At 69.1% G+C, this 14,978-nt stretch carries 19 protein-coding genes; 2 read left to right on the forward strand and 17 right to left on the reverse strand.

Translation table 11 applies throughout. From position 1 onward, the window contains the following. Positions 1 to 36: 36 nt before the first annotated feature. The 17 genes from ACQPXS_RS36605 to ACQPXS_RS36685 form a co-directional block, all read right to left on the reverse strand. Positions 37 to 729, reverse strand: a complete 693-nt coding sequence (locus ACQPXS_RS36605; protein WP_433453779.1) for a dTMP kinase — start codon at positions 727 to 729, stop codon at positions 37 to 39. Continuing rightward, positions 726 to 1,805, reverse strand: a complete 1,080-nt coding sequence (locus ACQPXS_RS36610; protein WP_433453780.1) for a hypothetical protein — start codon at positions 1,803 to 1,805, stop codon at positions 726 to 728. Before ACQPXS_RS36610 ends, ACQPXS_RS36605 begins: the two co-directional genes overlap by 4 nt. Further along, positions 1,802 to 2,629 (reverse strand): hypothetical protein, encoded by an 828-nt coding sequence (locus ACQPXS_RS36615; RefSeq protein WP_433453781.1) that lies wholly within the window; start codon positions 2,627 to 2,629, stop codon positions 1,802 to 1,804. The genes ACQPXS_RS36610 and ACQPXS_RS36615 overlap by 4 nt, the downstream gene beginning before the upstream one ends. Next, entirely contained in the window at positions 2,626 to 3,255 is a 630-nt protein-coding gene (gene folE / locus ACQPXS_RS36620; RefSeq protein WP_433453782.1) for a GTP cyclohydrolase I, read from the reverse strand. The genes ACQPXS_RS36615 and folE overlap by 4 nt, the downstream gene beginning before the upstream one ends. Before the next feature lie 56 nt (positions 3,256 to 3,311). Next, on the reverse strand, positions 3,312 to 4,055 hold the full coding sequence (locus ACQPXS_RS36625) for a 7-carboxy-7-deazaguanine synthase QueE (RefSeq protein ID WP_433453783.1): 744 nt from the start codon (positions 4,053 to 4,055) through the stop codon (positions 3,312 to 3,314). Next, positions 4,052 to 4,462, reverse strand: coding sequence for a 6-pyruvoyl trahydropterin synthase family protein (locus tag ACQPXS_RS36630; protein WP_433453784.1), 411 nt, complete (start codon positions 4,460 to 4,462; stop codon positions 4,052 to 4,054). The genes ACQPXS_RS36625 and ACQPXS_RS36630 overlap by 4 nt, the downstream gene beginning before the upstream one ends. Positions 4,463 to 4,529: 67 nt before the next feature. Beyond that, entirely contained in the window at positions 4,530 to 4,988 is a 459-nt protein-coding gene (locus ACQPXS_RS36635) for a DUF6082 family protein (protein ID WP_433453785.1), read from the reverse strand. Between the two features lie 73 nt (positions 4,989 to 5,061). After that, positions 5,062 to 5,637, reverse strand: a complete 576-nt coding sequence (locus ACQPXS_RS36640; protein WP_433453786.1) for a DUF6624 domain-containing protein — start codon at positions 5,635 to 5,637, stop codon at positions 5,062 to 5,064. After that, entirely contained in the window at positions 5,634 to 6,206 is a 573-nt protein-coding gene (locus tag ACQPXS_RS36645; RefSeq protein WP_433453787.1) for a hypothetical protein, read from the reverse strand. The genes ACQPXS_RS36640 and ACQPXS_RS36645 overlap by 4 nt, the downstream gene beginning before the upstream one ends. A gap of 74 nt (positions 6,207 to 6,280) precedes the next feature. Beyond that, positions 6,281 to 6,772, reverse strand: a complete 492-nt coding sequence (locus ACQPXS_RS36650) for a LuxR C-terminal-related transcriptional regulator (RefSeq protein ID WP_433453788.1) — start codon at positions 6,770 to 6,772, stop codon at positions 6,281 to 6,283. A 128-nt stretch (positions 6,773 to 6,900) separates the two neighbouring features. Beyond that, positions 6,901 to 8,154, reverse strand: a complete 1,254-nt coding sequence (locus tag ACQPXS_RS36655; protein ID WP_433453789.1) for an acyl-CoA dehydrogenase family protein — start codon at positions 8,152 to 8,154, stop codon at positions 6,901 to 6,903. Positions 8,155 to 8,241: 87 nt separating this feature from the next. Next, positions 8,242 to 8,883 (reverse strand): GAF domain-containing protein, encoded by a 642-nt coding sequence (locus tag ACQPXS_RS36660; protein WP_433453790.1) that lies wholly within the window; start codon positions 8,881 to 8,883, stop codon positions 8,242 to 8,244. Then, positions 8,883 to 9,470 carry a GTP-binding protein gene (locus tag ACQPXS_RS36665; protein WP_433453791.1) on the reverse strand — a complete coding sequence of 196 codons (588 nt, stop codon included), beginning with the start codon at positions 9,468 to 9,470 and terminating at the stop codon, positions 8,883 to 8,885. Before ACQPXS_RS36665 ends, ACQPXS_RS36660 begins: the two co-directional genes overlap by 1 nt. A 52-nt stretch (positions 9,471 to 9,522) precedes the next feature. Further along, complete coding sequence (locus tag ACQPXS_RS36670) at positions 9,523 to 9,927, reverse strand: DUF742 domain-containing protein (RefSeq protein WP_006143017.1); 405 nt, start codon at positions 9,925 to 9,927, stop codon at positions 9,523 to 9,525. Continuing rightward, on the reverse strand, positions 9,924 to 10,439 hold the full coding sequence (locus ACQPXS_RS36675) for a roadblock/LC7 domain-containing protein (RefSeq protein ID WP_055493701.1): 516 nt from the start codon (positions 10,437 to 10,439) through the stop codon (positions 9,924 to 9,926). The genes ACQPXS_RS36670 and ACQPXS_RS36675 overlap by 4 nt, the downstream gene beginning before the upstream one ends. Positions 10,440 to 10,509: 70 nt before the next feature. After that, on the reverse strand, positions 10,510 to 12,027 hold the full coding sequence (locus tag ACQPXS_RS36680) for an ATP-binding protein (RefSeq protein ID WP_433453792.1): 1,518 nt from the start codon (positions 12,025 to 12,027) through the stop codon (positions 10,510 to 10,512). A 263-nt stretch (positions 12,028 to 12,290) separates the two neighbouring features. After that, a complete protein-coding gene (locus ACQPXS_RS36685) occupies positions 12,291 to 12,782 on the reverse strand; it encodes a DUF6415 family natural product biosynthesis protein (RefSeq protein WP_433453793.1) in 492 nt (163 codons plus the stop codon). 189 nt (positions 12,783 to 12,971) lie between these two features. Between ACQPXS_RS36685 and ACQPXS_RS36690 the strand changes: the two genes are divergently transcribed. Further along, on the forward strand, positions 12,972 to 14,360 hold the full coding sequence (locus ACQPXS_RS36690; protein ID WP_433456123.1) for a Tat pathway signal protein: 1,389 nt from the start codon (positions 12,972 to 12,974) through the stop codon (positions 14,358 to 14,360). Positions 14,361 to 14,432: 72 nt separating this feature from the next. Beyond that, positions 14,433 to 14,933 (forward strand): SAM-dependent methyltransferase, encoded by a 501-nt coding sequence (locus ACQPXS_RS36695; protein ID WP_222995855.1) that lies wholly within the window; start codon positions 14,433 to 14,435, stop codon positions 14,931 to 14,933. Positions 14,934 to 14,978 lie beyond the last annotated feature (45 nt).

Consider the following 14,978-nt stretch of genomic DNA (forward strand, 5'->3'; position numbering starts at 1 on the left):
GGTGCGTTCCTTGTCGATCGGGGAGGGAGGGCCGGTTTAGACGGTCAGGCGCAGACGGTCGGCCAGGGCAGCGGCGGCGGCCTTGAAGACCTGCTCGCGGTCCAACTGGGCGACGTCCAGCGTCAGCCAGGCGCCGCGCTCCGCCTGTTCGCGCATCTGGTCCAGGACGGTGTCCTGGTAGCGGATGAAGTCCTCGTCACCGCCGCCGGCGTGGCCGGCCTCCAGGGAAGTGAACGAGCCCTTGCGGACGAGAGCCTCGCGGGCACCGATGTTCAGGAAGAACACCAGGTCCGGCTTTGTGAGATGCGCGAAGACCTGCTCGCACAGGCGGGGGGAGACCTCGGGGTTGACCGCGTACCGAGCGAGGATCTTGTGGTGCGCGTTGTCGAGGATCACGTGGGTTCCCGCGGCGAGGGCCGGCTGGATGACGAGCCGGTCCTGCAGGGTGTACCAGGAGGCCAGGGCAAGCAGCCAGTAGTGGTCGCCGCATGCCTGGGCGACGCCGACGTCGCGCCGGTAGACCAGCTCGTTGAGGCGGTCGAGGTAGGCGGACAGCTCCGGGTCCCGGCGGGCGTCGGTGCTGTGCTTGCCGATGAGGACTGCCGTGTGGCCGGCGTCGTTGAGGGCCTGGTGTAGGCGGGCGGCGAGGGTGGACTTGCCGGCCCCGTCACCACCGACGAAGGTGATCAGCTTCCCGGCTGCGGTAGTGGTCGGCGCGTTCGCCGTCATCGGGATTCTCCCAGGGGGTGGGTCGGGCTGGCGGTCAGGCGGCTGGTGATGATGGTGCGGATGCGGTCCACCAGGACGGCGCGCTGGCGCAGGACGTCGCTGTGACGCTCATTGGACAGGTCGGCGGGATAGTGCGTGGCGAGGTTGTTGGAAATGACGTGGAGGTAACCGAATCTGATCCCCGCCTGGCGCGCCGCCGCCCCCATGGGGCCGATCTCCGGGTCGACGAAGGTGTACGAGGCGGTGTGCTGGGCCAGCCAGTCGCGGTTCTCCAGCAGGATCGACGGGGAGGACACGTGCAGGCCGCTGCGCACCCCATCGTGGGCGGCGGCGTAGTCGCCGAAGAAGTCGTCCCAGCTCACCATCGCCCCGCGTACCAGGCTGGTGTTGCCGGTCGCCAGCCAGGCGTTCGGTTCGACGCCGGGGGTCAGCGAGCCGACCTTGCCGACGTAGACGACGTCGCCTGCGCCGAGTTCGGCAAGGCGCGTGACGACCCGTCCGGCCACGTCTCCCCAGATGCTGTGGAGGAACCCGAGGTAGACCACGCGACGGCCGGCGACGTCGAGGCGCTGCCAGGCGTAGCCGGGTCCGCGGGTCCACACTCCGTTCTCGGGAGCGAGGTACTGAAGGCCCCAGCCGACGATCACCAGGTCGCCGTCCAGTTCCAGGTCGAGCGCGTCGAGCGCCGTTCGGCACTCCTCCTGCTCGGGCGGCTGATAGGTGACGGTGCCGCCGGGGCGGCCGGTCATGGCCAGATACGTGGCGATGATCAGGGCGTAGTGCTGGACGTAGTCGGCTCCGGGGAACGCCTTGACGATGAGGTCACGGCCGTGGATCTCTGCGGTGGGCCGTTCGATGTTGAACAGCTTCCCGGTCTTCTCGTACCGGGAGATCACCGCCGTGCGGTCGTAGCCGCCGATGACGCGGATGCTGTCCCAGTCCTGGTCCTGGATGAGGTGGTGGACCTTGATCTCCAGGTAGCGCAGCAGCCTCGCGTGGGTCATGGTGTGCCCGGCCGGCTCGATCGGGGCGGCGCGCAGGAGTCCGGGGGTCGGGTCGGCGAGTAAGGGCGTCATCGGTGCTCCTCGGCGATCGTCACGGTGCTGCCGGCCGCCGCGCGAACGACGGAGATGTTCTTCCGTATGAGGTCGAACCGGTCTTCGGGGATCGGGCCGAGCTTCTCGATGCGGGGCGTGGAGGGCTTCTCGTACGGCCCTTCGGGCAGCAGGGCGACGCCCATCGCGCCGAGGATGACCGGGGCCGCGCCGTCCACGGAGGAGATCCACTCGTGCTCGCGCTGCTCGATCAGCTCCAGGTGCCCGGTCCGGCCCAGACCGAGCAGCCGGTAGATGAGCAGATCGTCGACCAGGCCGCGATCCTGCAGGTAGGCGGTCGCCAACCAGCGGGTGCGGCACAGTTGCTCGTCGGGATCCGGTCGACGCGAGGCCGGCAGGGCGATGGCCCCGGCCCAGCCGCTGGTCACGAAGGCGTCGTAGGTGCGCAGCCACTCGTCGTCGTCAGCGGCGTGCAGCACCGCGCACAGCCGGAATGCATCACCGGACAGCTCCCGGATCTCTCGCGCGGCCTTCTCGCTCGCCTTCAAGGTCGCGGTCCCGTCCCGCATGACGTCCGGCAGGATGATCTCCCTCGCGGACACCGCCAGTGCGGCGTCGACGAGGCTTTCCGCCGGCAGGGCGTAGCCGAGGTCGAAGAGCCCGTTGTCGATGATGATCTCGGCGCCGCGCTCGGCCTCGTGAGCGAAGAAGGCCCGGTAGCTCTCGTCGGACAGCACGTGCTGGGCGGCCACGTGGTGGACGCGGGCCGGCTCCTGGGCGACGAAGTTCTTCAGGTAGGCAGGCGGAGCGATGACGGAGAAGTCGATGCCCGCGGTGGTGATCACGACGCCCCCCACAGGCCGGTGGTGAGGGTGAGGAACTGCTGGGAAAGGACGGGGTCGGTGCCGAAGCGCCCGCCCGAGTGCACCGTGGTGGTGCGAGCCTCCTCCATCCGTACGCCCCGCATGCTCATGCACAGGTGCACGCCGCGCACGGCGACGGCGATGTTCTCGTGTCCGATCACGCCGTTGAGGTATTCGGCGACCTGGCGGGTGAAGCGTTCCTGGACCTGCAGTCGGCCGGCGAAGTGCTGGGCGATCCGCCCGAACTTCGACAGGCCCACCACCTCGCCATCCGGCACGTATCCAGCCGTGACCTGCAAGTTCATGGGCAGCATGTGGTGCTCGCAGAGCGACCACACGCTCATTCCGCCCACGATGACCAGCTGACCACCCAGCTGGGACTCGGTGAAGCAGGTGGCCGTTTCGGCGCCGTCCGGGGACAGGAAGGCTCTCCACCAGGCCGCGACGCGGTCCGGGGTGCCGGTCAGCCCCTCGCGGGCGGGGTCCTCGCCCAGCTCGACCAAGAGCTGGTGGATCAGGCCGGCGACCCGGCCGGTGTCGATGACCGCAGCGGGCCCGGCGACGGCAGCCGTCGGCGCCGCCGCAGGGCTGGCGATAGAGGTCGTCATGGGCGTCTCTCGTTTCCGGGGACTGGGGAACGGATGGGGCGTGGAGTCGCGTGCGGTCAGCGGCCTCGGGCGTCCGCGAAGGCCAACACGTGAAGGCGGGTGGTGAAGTGCCAGTGCCGGGCCGCGACCCCGTCCGCGAGGACCCGGGTAGTCGCGGTGATCACCTCGGGAGTGGTGCCCTCCGGCATCACCCACACCGGCGCGAGCCGGTGGGCGTCGGCCAGCTCGGCGATCCGGTCGAGGTCGTCCACCGTGGAAGCGACGAACTTGAACGCCGCCCGCCCGGAGGCCACAAACGCCTCCAGCGCGGCTGGCACGATGCTCTTGGTCTCCTTCACGCCGAAGCTGGCAAGCTTGGGCGAGACGTTGAACCGGACCCCGTTGGCCACCAGCTCGGGAGTGGGCGCGATGGTGCCGTTCGTCTCGAACTCGATCCGCTTGCCGGCTGCTATCAGTCCCCGGACGAGAGGCACCAGTCGCGCCTGCTGGATCAACGGCTCGCCGCCGGTGATCACGACCAGCTCGACCGGTGAAGACGTGGCCCAGGCCACCAGGCCCGCGACGGATTGCCTCGTCGACTCCTCGTGCGGGTCGAAACGAGACCAGTCCCAGGTGTACTTCGTGTCGCATCTCGTGCAAGTGAGGTTGCACCGGGACAGGCGGATGAACAGGGCCGGGTGTCCGCAGCTTGGGCCCTCGCCCTGAAACGTCGGCACCTCGGTACCGAAGCACTCCGCGACGATCAGGGATTCGCCTTCGGCAGCTTCCAGTTCGAGGTTGAGCGGCTTGGTTGTGGTCATTGGCCCACCACATCGAAGCGGGCCCAGCTGCTTGCGGTCTCGCGGACTAGGACGGCGACAAGGCGGCCGGGGATCTCCGACTGGAGGTTTTGAACGAACCAGCCGGCCAGGAACTGGGCCAGGCGCTCCGAGGTGGGCTCGAAGGGCAGGATCTCGTGCAGGTTGTGGTGGTCGAGCTCGGTGTCCAGGAAAGACTTGAACGGGGCGAGCGCACCGAAGTCCGTGACAAAGCCGGAATCCTCCAGCGCGGATGCAGTGAGGATGACCTCAACCTCGTAGCTGTGCCCGTGCTGGCGGGAGCACTTGTGCTCATGCGGCAGCCGGGGAAGCCGATGGCCAGCCTCGAAGGCGAACTTCTTACCGATGGTGAAATTGCCGGGCGGTAGTGGAACAGCAGTGAAGCCCATTCGATTTCTCCGAGAGGTGAGGGTGTGGCTGATTCGGGCGGGGTGGGGCAGCCGCCTCTTCAGGCGGCTACGGGCTGCGCCCCCACGTGGTTCTTCGCGGCCTTGTCCAGCACCTTGGTGAAGTGCTCGGCGCGCTCGTCGCCCTCGGCCTCCTGAGCGCGGAGGCCCCGAAACGGGCCCAGTACCGCCGGCAGACGTCCCTCTCCATCAGCTTCGAGGCGTAGAACGGCAGACGCCCGTCCCGGACGAAGCCGAGGCGGTCGCGCAGACTGAGCATGCAGATGAGCTGGTTGGCCTTCAGCAGCTGCATGTACTCCTCGACGTCCAGGTCCTCGGGCGTCCAGAGCTTGGCGAGGTCAGGGTTGGCGGACATCTGCGTCAGCCAGTCGAGTTGGTTGCGCGCGACGGTCGCCTCATTTCGTTCGGCCTGGTGCCGCGCGTCCTGCCTCAGCCGGGCGGCTCCGACCACGACGGTGGCGAGGGAAACCGCGGCGCCGGCAGCGAGGACTGCGGTGGTGAGCTTCATGCTTAACGGTCCTTTCACGCAAAGTGATCTGGGGCGAGGGGCGGGTCTGTGGAAGCCTGCGGGGCTCGCTGCGTCATGCGACCCCCGCTAGCACGAAGGCCGGTGAGCCGCCGTCAATGCGATCCAGGGCGTACCGGCGGCGCACAGTGTCCAAAGCGACGGCGATCGGCGGCAGTCCGACGGCGGCCCTTCGCTGGTCCAGCAACTGCGGCGCACGCAGTGGGCACAGCTCCACCCCTGCTGCGCTGAGGACGAGTTGCGTCCCGAACTGTTGGGGTCGCCCGCTGTTGACCAGGGCGCGGTCGTGAAGGTGGGCCCAGTGCTGGATGCGCGCATCGCCGTCCTGGACCGCACGTTTCAAAAGGGTGGTGGCCGCCCGCTGGAAGTCGGGTTCGTCGTCGGCGTGAAGAGCGATGCTCCAGGCGGCACGTGCTGCGTCGGGGCCCACGAGACGGTGGCCGGGCCAGTCATGTTCGGCCAGGATGCGGCGCAGCACTTTGGTGTCGGCGTGCTCAGCGTGACGGTCCTGCCCGAGGTGGACGGCGTCGAGCTGGTTGCGTACGCGTCTGGCCCGGCGTGCTGCCGACTGTGCGGCGCGGGCGATGAGTTCGCGGGCGAGGTCCGGCCGCAGCGGTTCCGCGGTCCTCACGCGATACTCCGCTGGTCGGCGGCGGACTGCGGCTCGTGGACCTGGCAGCCGATGAGCGCGCTCAGCCCAGGCCGAAGCTCGGCGGTGAGTTCGAGGCGCGCGACTCGCTCATGGTGCTGTCCGGTGCCCGATCCACGGACGTCCCAGCCCATGTCGGTGAGCCGACGAAGGAATGTGGCGATCGGATCGACGTCGAGAGGATGGCGGGCCATGGCCTCGGCCCGCACAAGCGGTACCTCGAGCCGGGCGGCGAAGTCGGAGGCCCACAGAGTGATCAGCCGGACGGTGTCATCGGAGTGACCGGGCAGGGTGTGGACGCAGTCCAGGAAGAGGCACGGGCCTTCGCCCCATCCGAGGTCGGGCCCGCGTTGCGGGATCATGCAGGCCAGCAGCAGCCCGTCCTCGAATAGTCCAGCCGGCTTCACCTGCGGGGCGCGGAACAGGGCCGGGATATCGGACCGGGCGGGTGTAAGCACGCCGCGCATGGCGAGCCAGCGCTGACGGTCCTGGACGAGGGCCGCGGCCTCGTCCCGTTCGGCGTCAGTGCGCAACGACCGCATCTCGTACACGGCCGGTAACCCTGTCGCGCACTGGCTTCGAGGCGCGGGGGAGGACTCGATGGCCGCAGAAGCGGGTGAGGCATTCACTGGCTCGCTCCGCTCTCGATCGTGGTGGCCCGCCTGGCGCCCAGCAGGCCCCACGCGTGGGCCCAGACGACAAGTTGGGTGGTGTTGGCCGCCCCGGCCTTGTCGAGCAGTTCGTCATGTGCGGCTCGCACGTCGGCGGGCGCGATCTTGGCTATGGCAGCAATGTCGCTGGGATTGCTGTGCTCAGCGACCGCCCGCAGCAACAGTTGCTGCTCTGGACTGAGTTCCGGCATTGGCCTGTCCGTTGTGGGCGGAGCGACCTGCCGGGCGTTGCACAGGAAGTGCACGATCACCGGGGGCTTGCAGCGGGGCGGGCAGTGGAGGCTCTCCCGGATGTCGCGTACGTACTGGCGGACGGTCACGGCCGACAGCCCGGTCCTCGTGGCGATCTCTTGAGGGCTGAGGCCGTCCACGAGGTGCTGGGCGACGCGCTGCTGGGTCGGGGTCAGGGGGGTGATCGGTGCGCTGGTCGTCATGCGCGGGGTCACGGGTGTCTCTTTCGCGGCTGGGTTGAGGGACATCGGGTGGGGTGTCGCCGGACCCCGCGGGGGACGGGGGCCGGCGACACGGGCCCGTGCGCGGCGGTCTGGATTCACGGGGCGCCGCACACGGGGGCTCATGCGGCTGTCGGGTCGGGGCGGGCCCACGCCGCTTCGGCGGCGAGACGTTCTGACCACTGGATGTGGGCCTCGTCGAAGGCGGCGTCGGCGAGGCGTATGCGCTGGACTTCGCCGGTTCCGGCCGGTGGGTAGGTGAACTGGATGTCGCGCCACAGGCGCTGGAGGATGTAGTCGCCGTTGAGGGCCTGGGCGCCGTGCAGCTCCATGGCATCCTGGGTTGACTGCATCGCCCACTGGTGGCCGAGGTACTTGGCGTTGATCAGGTCGGTGTCGCAGGGCAGGCCCTGGTCGAGGAGGTGCACGGACTGATAGGCAAGGATTCGCCCGGCGCGCAGGCGGGCCTCCATGTCACCGATGCGGTCCCGCAGAACCGGCAGATCGGAGAGGGCGCCCCGGTAGCGGGAGCGCGTCTTGAGGTAAGCGGTTGAGGTGGCCACGACTGCCTCGTGTATTCCCAGGCTGACTGCGGTCAGGTTGGGACGGCCGTACAGGATGCTGCTGCTCTGCGCTACGCCCAGCCCCTGGCCGATCTCTCCGACCACGTTTTCCTCAGGGACGCGGACGTGATCGAGGTCGAGGCGGCCGGCGGAGAAGCCGTGCAGGCCGAGGCCGGGACGGTGGTCGGCGACTGAGAGCCCTCGGCGCTTGGATTCGACCATGAACGCGGTCAGCGCCTGGGAGGTGCTCACGCCTGCCTTGGCGGTCCGGGCGACCACGAGGTGGGCTCCCGCGAGGTGGCTATTCCCGATGTGGATCTTGCTGCCGGTGATCACCCATTGGTTGCCGACGTGCTCGGCGGTGGTCTCGATGCCGCCGATGTGTCCGCCGGCTCGCGGTTCGGTCACGGCGATCGACAAGAGCAGTGAACCGTCCGCTAGGCGGGGCAGCCAGCGGCCCTTCTGCTCGTAGGTGGCGAAGTGCAGCAGGGCGCCGACGGGGATCAGCGTGGCCTGGAGGATGGCCGCCGCAGCTGCCGAGACGCGGGCAATGCGGTGGACGAGGATTGTCTTGGCCACGTGTCCGGCGTCCAGCCCGCCGAAGGAGGACGGGACGGTGACGGCGAACCACCGTCGTGCGGCCATCAGGTCGGCGACCTTGCGCTCCACCCTGCCGGGGGCGGCCTCCATGCGTGCGGCGCGCGGCGCGATGTGCTCGGCCGCGAAGGCGTCCGCCTCGTCCCACAGCAGTTCGTGGCGGGCGTTGAAATAGGGGCGCAGCGCCGGCGGCGGCGTGGTGGGTGTGGCGGGCATGGTCCTCTCCCTCTCCCTGGATGAAGGTCGCACGGTGGAGCGGCCGGGGATCGCCTGCGGCTCCCGGGTGGGGGGTCGTGCAACGGACTAGCGGACGGGCGCGCGGGCGATGTGGTCCATCACCCGGACGCCGGCGTTGATGACGATGTCTCTCAGCCGTCGGGCCTCGCTCAGGGGCCGCTTCTCGGGGTCGATGACGCACACCGTGCCCAGCACGGTGCCGCTGTCGTGGATGAGCGGGGCACCGAAGTAGGAGCGGATCCCGACCGCGTCGACCACGGGGTTGCCGCTGAAGCGCGGGCTGGCGTGCACGTCGTGCAGCGGAAGGGCCTTCTTGCGGGCCATGACCTCCGGGCACCAGCCGTGGTCGCGGCTCATGGTGCGGCCGACGATGACGTACCCGCTGTCCGCGGGCGGCTGGTGCAGCCCGACGAAGGTCTGCTCCTCCAGGAAGAGGTTGACGAAGCCGTACAGGAACCCGGCTCGTGTGGCCATGTCGCGGGCCAGTTCGTCGAAGTCCTCGCTGGCAGCGGTGGGCACGCCTAGGCGATCCAGCAGCTCGTACCGCTGCGCCAGCTCGGTCGCCTGCTGGGCCTGCGGGACGGGGACGGCGGCGCCGGCGGGGAGGGATGGCCCATGGGTGACGTCCCGCATGGTACGTCGCGGCAGCGACTGCGTGAGGGGGGCGGTCTGCCGCGCGCGGTAGGGGTCGTTGGGCTGATACGACATCAGGCGTCCTGAAAGGTGGTAGTGGATGCGGGGCGAGCGGGGCTTGCCGATGCGCTCTTCAAGGCGTGGCCAACGAGGGTCAGCAGGACGCCAGCGACGTGGTTCGGATCGCGGGCGTCGCAGGTGACCACCGGCACAGAGGCGGGCAGTTCGAGGGCGGTGCGGACCTCATCGGGGCGGTATCGATGTGCTCCGTCGAACTGGTTCACCGCGACGACGAAGGGCAGGCCGATGTCCTCGAAGAAGCCGACGGGGGTGAAGCTGCTTTCCAGGCGGCGGGTGTCGACCAGGACGACTGCGCCGACGGCTCCGCGACAGAGGTCGTACCAGAGGTCGACGAACCGGTCCTGGCCGGGCGTGCCGAACAGGAACAATTCCAGGGGCACGGGCGCGTCGGGCAGGTTGAGGCGACCGAAGTCGAAGGCGACCGTGGTGGTCTGCTTGGCCTCGACGCCCGCCAGGCTGTCCACGTCCGCGCTCGCCTCGGTCAGGTACTCCTCCGTGCTCAGCGGCGTGATCTCACTGACGGCACCCACGGCGGTGGTCTTGCCCGCGCCGAAACCGCCAGCGATCACGACCTTCAGCACGGTCGGTGCACCGGTACGCGGGCGCGACGACGGCCGCAGCACCACGGCCGGGTCACCCGGCCTGGGGGTAGGCGATGGCATCGGGCCACTTCCTCTTCAGGCCCGCAGATAGGGCCGCCAGCAGTTGTGCAGAGGGACGTGCATGCGCGTCGGACGCGGCATAGGCGGTGACGGGGACGACCAGTGCGTCGGCGTCCAGGAGGTCGGAGATAAGGATCTTGACGGCGGTTACGGGACGGCCGAGTCGGCCCGCCAGCTCGGTCACCGAACGCCGGTGCTCCCGGCACAGGGCGAGGATCTCTGCGCATTCTTCGGCCTGGCCCGGGCCGGGCCGCCCGGGTCCGGCATCCAGCACCGTGTCCAGGCCGAGCAGATGCCGTGGCCGGGTGCGACCGCGCGTCAGGGTGTAGGTCCGCACGAACGTCGAATCCTCGGCCGCGCTCCCGTGTGCGGTCACCGGACCTCATCACCCGTGCCGACGCGGACGGGGATCTGCATGTAGGGGGCGAACTTCTGCACCAGGCGCCCCATCTCGAACCCGACGGTGCCGGCATCGGCGTCCATGGTCGCGATCACCGCGAGGACCGTGTCCACCACGCCCCGTTCGTTGCCGGGATGGCCCTCGAAGGCCGCGCTGCGACCGGAACTCTGGACGAAGATCAGACAGTCGTCTCGCTCGATGACGACCTGCCTCGCCGGCCTCTTCTTGTGGGTGGGACCGGTGATGTTCGCCGCGAGTGAGGCCACTCCGCTGATGGCGGCCGACAGTTCGTCCGCCCAGTCCTTGTCGACCTCGCTGTCCAGCAGCCGCAGTCCGTCCCGCGAGAGCAGGACGGCGTGCGTGACGCCCGTCGTGTCGGAGGCGAACTGCCGCAGCAGCCACGCCATGTTGTCCCGCTGTCCGCTTGCCGTTGTCTCGGTTGCGGGTGCGTCGCCGGTCACGTTGTTCATCGCGGGGTGGGTACTCATAGGGATCGCTCCAGAAAGGGGGGAAGGGCCAGCGGATGTAATGGCCACCGGGAACGTGGAGGGACGAGGTTCAGGGCCTGGGGTGCTCTGTCGAAGCGGTGGGAGAACCGGCTTGCCCGCCGGCCTGGATGCCGGTGCGGAAGGCGGCTGCGAGCCCTGGCGTCGCCTCGGTCACAGGGGCTTGCTCCCGCTCGTGTGGCGGACGGAACGTGCCGGCCTGGCGTCTACGCGTGGGAAGCGCGGGTGGATCAGCAGGGTGACCTGCCTGTGCGGCTTCCGGCGCCCCTGTGGCATTGGTGCGTGGAACCTGCCCCGCTCTCGGGGTGGCTGGAGTCGCGGCAACCTGCTGCGATTGCGGCCCCAAGGGGCGGGTGTCCTGGGGCGGCGCGCCCGCATCGTCGATGGAGGGAATGGCTACCAGGAGCCGTGCCGGGATGACCACCAGGGCGGTGGTGCCTCCTGTCACGTTCTCCTGCAGGAGAACGGACAGCCCGTGCGACTGGGCGATCTTCGCGGCGACCAGCAAGCCGAGCTGTCCCGCTCGCACCTGGCCGCTGACGTCGACCTCGTCGGGGGCCTGGAGCAGGTGGTTCATCTGCGCCCGCGTCTGCGGATGCATGGGGATGGCCCGGTCCTCGACCTCGACCGCCAGCCCGTTCGCCACCCGCTGCGCACGCACCATCACCTTCGTAGCCGGATCGGAACACTCACAGGCGTTCTCGATCAGCTCAGCCAGCAGGTGCGTCAGGTCCGGACCCACATGGCCGGGAAGGCCCAGCTCCGCGCCCACGGACCCGGCCGCAACCGCCACCCGCGGATACTGCACGACCTCGGAGACGGCGCCGCGCAGCACGCTCTTGACGGGAACGGGCCGACGCACGCTGCGCAGGGACTGCCCGCCCAGCACCGCTGTGCTCTCGACCTGACGACGCATCCGCGTCACGAGGTGATCGATCTCGAAGATCTTGGCGAGCAGCTCCGGGTCGTCGGTCAGCATCTCCAGCTGGCTCAGTGCCTCAAGCGCCTTGCCGACCAGCGCGTGCTCGCGCATGGCCAGGCGACGCAGCACTTCCAGGAGTACGACGGACTGGGACTCGTCGTGCACCCGTATCAGCGACGCGATGGCCTGCACCTGGAGGGCACTCAACGCCTTGTTGATCTCGACGTTCGGACTGGCCGATGGTGGCACCTGCAGGTCCGGCAGCGGCGGCCGTCCCCCGCGGCACAGCTCGTCTGCCGACCACTGCACCGACTTTTCGACGGCCGCCGCGGCTCCTGCGATCGCTGCCAGTGCCGCTGCCTGGGCATGCTCCGCAGCCGTCTGCACGGCCCCTGCAGCCGTTCGCGCTCCGCGAGCCGCCAGCGTGGCGACTCCCGCCAGTCCGCAGACCAGGCCGGCGAGGAGCCAGCCGGGGCCCACCGCGGACACCGACCAGAGGATGAAGGCGGCACCCAGCAGCGCGGCAAGGAGCACTAGGGGCAGTGCGACGGCGCGGTGGACATGGTGCAGCGTGAACGCGTCGATCTGAGGCCGCCGTCGGCGGTGGCCGGTGGCGGCCGGCCCTGCCGCAAAGGCGCTGTCAGGCATGGGAATCCTCGTCAGGGTGGGGTGGCTAGGCGTGCTGCGGCGTCAGGTATGCGCAGGTCTGGTGTGTGCTGCGTGGGGTGGAGCTGGGTGACGGAGACGCGACCGCGCTGCGGTGGGGGACTGTGTCGCCAGGAGTTGAATGTTCTGCCTCGGCGGGGGATCCACGTCCCGTGGAGCGATGCGGCCGCTTACTCGATCACCACGAAGAGCCAGCCACGCCGTGGGACCGAGAATCAGCGCGATCAAAACTGCCCCGGCGGCGGTCATGTCCGGGGCACCGACGCGGCCAGAACCACGCAGGCGAGGGCGAGAGCGAAGACCGCGCCGCGCAGCACGTTGATCGGCGGCTTCCACCAGCGCCGTCTCTGGACCGGCTTCGCAGGGGCCACGTCGTGGGCCTGCACGGCAGCGATAAGGTCGTGGGTTGCCTCGGCCAGCCTGACCAGATGGACCCTGCTGGGCATGTAGCCATCGGGGAGGCCGCCCGAGCAGAGCTGCTGCGCACGGAGCAGGGCCGGCTCTTGCGAAGGCGTCAGGGCCCCGAGCTGGCTGACGTGTCCTCGCAGCCGCAGTGCGAGGTCCTCCACATCGGCGGCAGTATCGGGTAACGGCGAGTCCTCGCCCAGTACGAGCGCCACCGTTTCCGCCGCGAAGGCGACCGGGTCCCGTCGCAGGATGGGCTCACCAAGGGCGTGGCTTCTTCGACCCTGATCACTGAGGTGGCACGCCCGGCGAAGGGCCAGCGGGGGACGCATGACGCAACTCCTAGATGAATCCAGCCAACTTGAGCGAAGAACGCTGTGCACCGCAGGCAACTGACGTGCATGGGGAGTGATCCTGCGGCTACGTTGAGCGAACCGCGAATCCATGTCAGGGGGTATGCCTACGCGGCCCTCAAGGCCGTCAAAGGCGTCAAAGATCATTTCGGAACCGAGGGGCAGTACATGGCCCGTGAGAGAAACGTCGCCCTTGCCGCGCTCCTGCGCGAAGCGAGCTGGTCCCAGCCCCAAGCAGCCGCTGCGGTCGCTCGCGTTGCCGCGGAGAGCGGTGTACGCGAACTGGAGGCCATTTCCCGCTCCCACATCGCCATGTGGGTTCAGGGCACGAAGCCCAGTGGACGAGCGCCTCATATCCTGCGTGAGACGCTGTCCCGCAGGCTCGGCCGACGCCTCACCCTCGCTGACCTCGGACTGGAAGAGGGGCCGACAGGCCCCACTGACAGTAGTTCTGACTGGAGCGTCGACCCTCTGACCGTGTTGGCCGAGCTGGGAAGCGACGATCTGGACATGCACCGACGCAAGCTGTTGGCTACCACCGCGTACTCGGCCGCCGGCCTCGTCCTGCCTGCCTCTCCATGGTGGGCAGCCGCCCCGGCCGCAGCGGCCTCGCGCCCTGCAGTCTCCTCCCGGCTGGTGACTCAGGCTGACATCGACGACGTCCGCAAGCTGACCACCTTCTACTCCGCGAGGGACCAGCAGCGCGGTGGAGCCTCGGGGCGCTCGGCCCTGGCCGGCCATCTTCGCGACGAAGCGGTGCCGCTCCTGAGCAGCAGGTTCCGAACGGAACAGCACCGCCGGGATACGTACTCGGCCGTGGCAGAGATGACCTACCTCGCCGGCTGGATGGCCTTCGACGCCTCCGAGCATCGAACCGCCCAGCGCTACCTCACCCTCGCCGCACGCCTTGCGGCCGAAGCCGCAGACGGACCGCTGGGCGGCCACATCCTGCGTGCCCTCGCCCACCAAGCAGTCGACCTCGGGCACCCACGCAGAGCGCTCGACCTGGCTGACGCCTCGATGTCCCGCACCCACTACGGCCAGGCCAGCTCGCGGGAGAAGGCCCTGCTCGCGGTAGTCCATGCCCGCGCCCTGGCCTCCGGCGGCGACCGCCGCGGCAGTCTCGCGGCCATCAGTCGCGCGGAGAGGGACCTCGCACGTGCCGATAACGAGGATGCCCCCAACCGCGTCAGCTTCTTCCAGGAAGCCTCCCTCGCCCACGAGACTGCCTGTGCCTTGCGGGACCTGGGAAATCCTCTCGACGCGGAGTTGCATTTCCAGCGCAGCGTCGCCACCCGCCGGCGGCAGCAGTATGCCCGTACCCACAGTGTGACCCTCGGCTACCTCGGTGCCGTCCAGGTCCAGCAGGGACGCCTCGATGAGGCATGTGGTACCTGGGGACAAGCACTGGACGCCATGGCTGGCGTCCAGTCCGGCCGCGCCCGCGACGTCATCGTCCGCATGCAGAGCGACCTCTCGCCTGTTAGGCAACGTGGTGGCCGCCACGTCGCCGAACTGGACCGCCGAGCGCGGGAAATGCTGCGCGCCATAGGCTGACCACAGGGCAGGTCCGCAGCTATTGACGGCAGCTGCTGAACACGCGCCCCCGTTAGAGAGGAACGAGCGCCGATGGCAACGTACGAGGTCGAATCGATCGCAACGGTTGTCGGGGGCCACACCCGCGTCCAGGACGATTACCAGGGCGGAGTCGAGTCGATCATCCGACTCAACGAGGCGTACCCCCTCGAGACGCTGCAGGGAATCGAAGAGTTTTCCCACCTGACGGTGACCTGGCTCTTCCACCTGGCGCGACCGGAAGATGTTCAGCTCCACGCACGCAGCCCCCGCGGGAATCCGGACTGGCCGCCGACCGGTACCTTCGTCCACCGCAACCATCGGCGTCCCAATCAACTGGCGATCAGCTACCCGCGGCTGCTCAAGGTCGAGGGGCGGGACCTGTTGGTCACCGATCTCGACGCTGTAGACGGAACGCCCGTGATCGACTTGGCACCGTACTTCGAACAGATGGGGCCTCGTGGTCCGATCCGTCAGCCCGCCTGGCCCGGCGAGATGCTCGAACCGAATTACTGGGCGAAGGCAAGCGAACGGCCCTCGGAGCGCCCTGTATGACAGAAGCGACTGAGCTGCCCGGCTTGCCATTTGCATCGTCGGGAA

This window comes from Streptomyces sp. CA-142005, assembly GCF_050942335.1.
Taxonomy (GTDB): Bacteria; Actinomycetota; Actinomycetes; order Streptomycetales; family Streptomycetaceae; genus Streptomyces.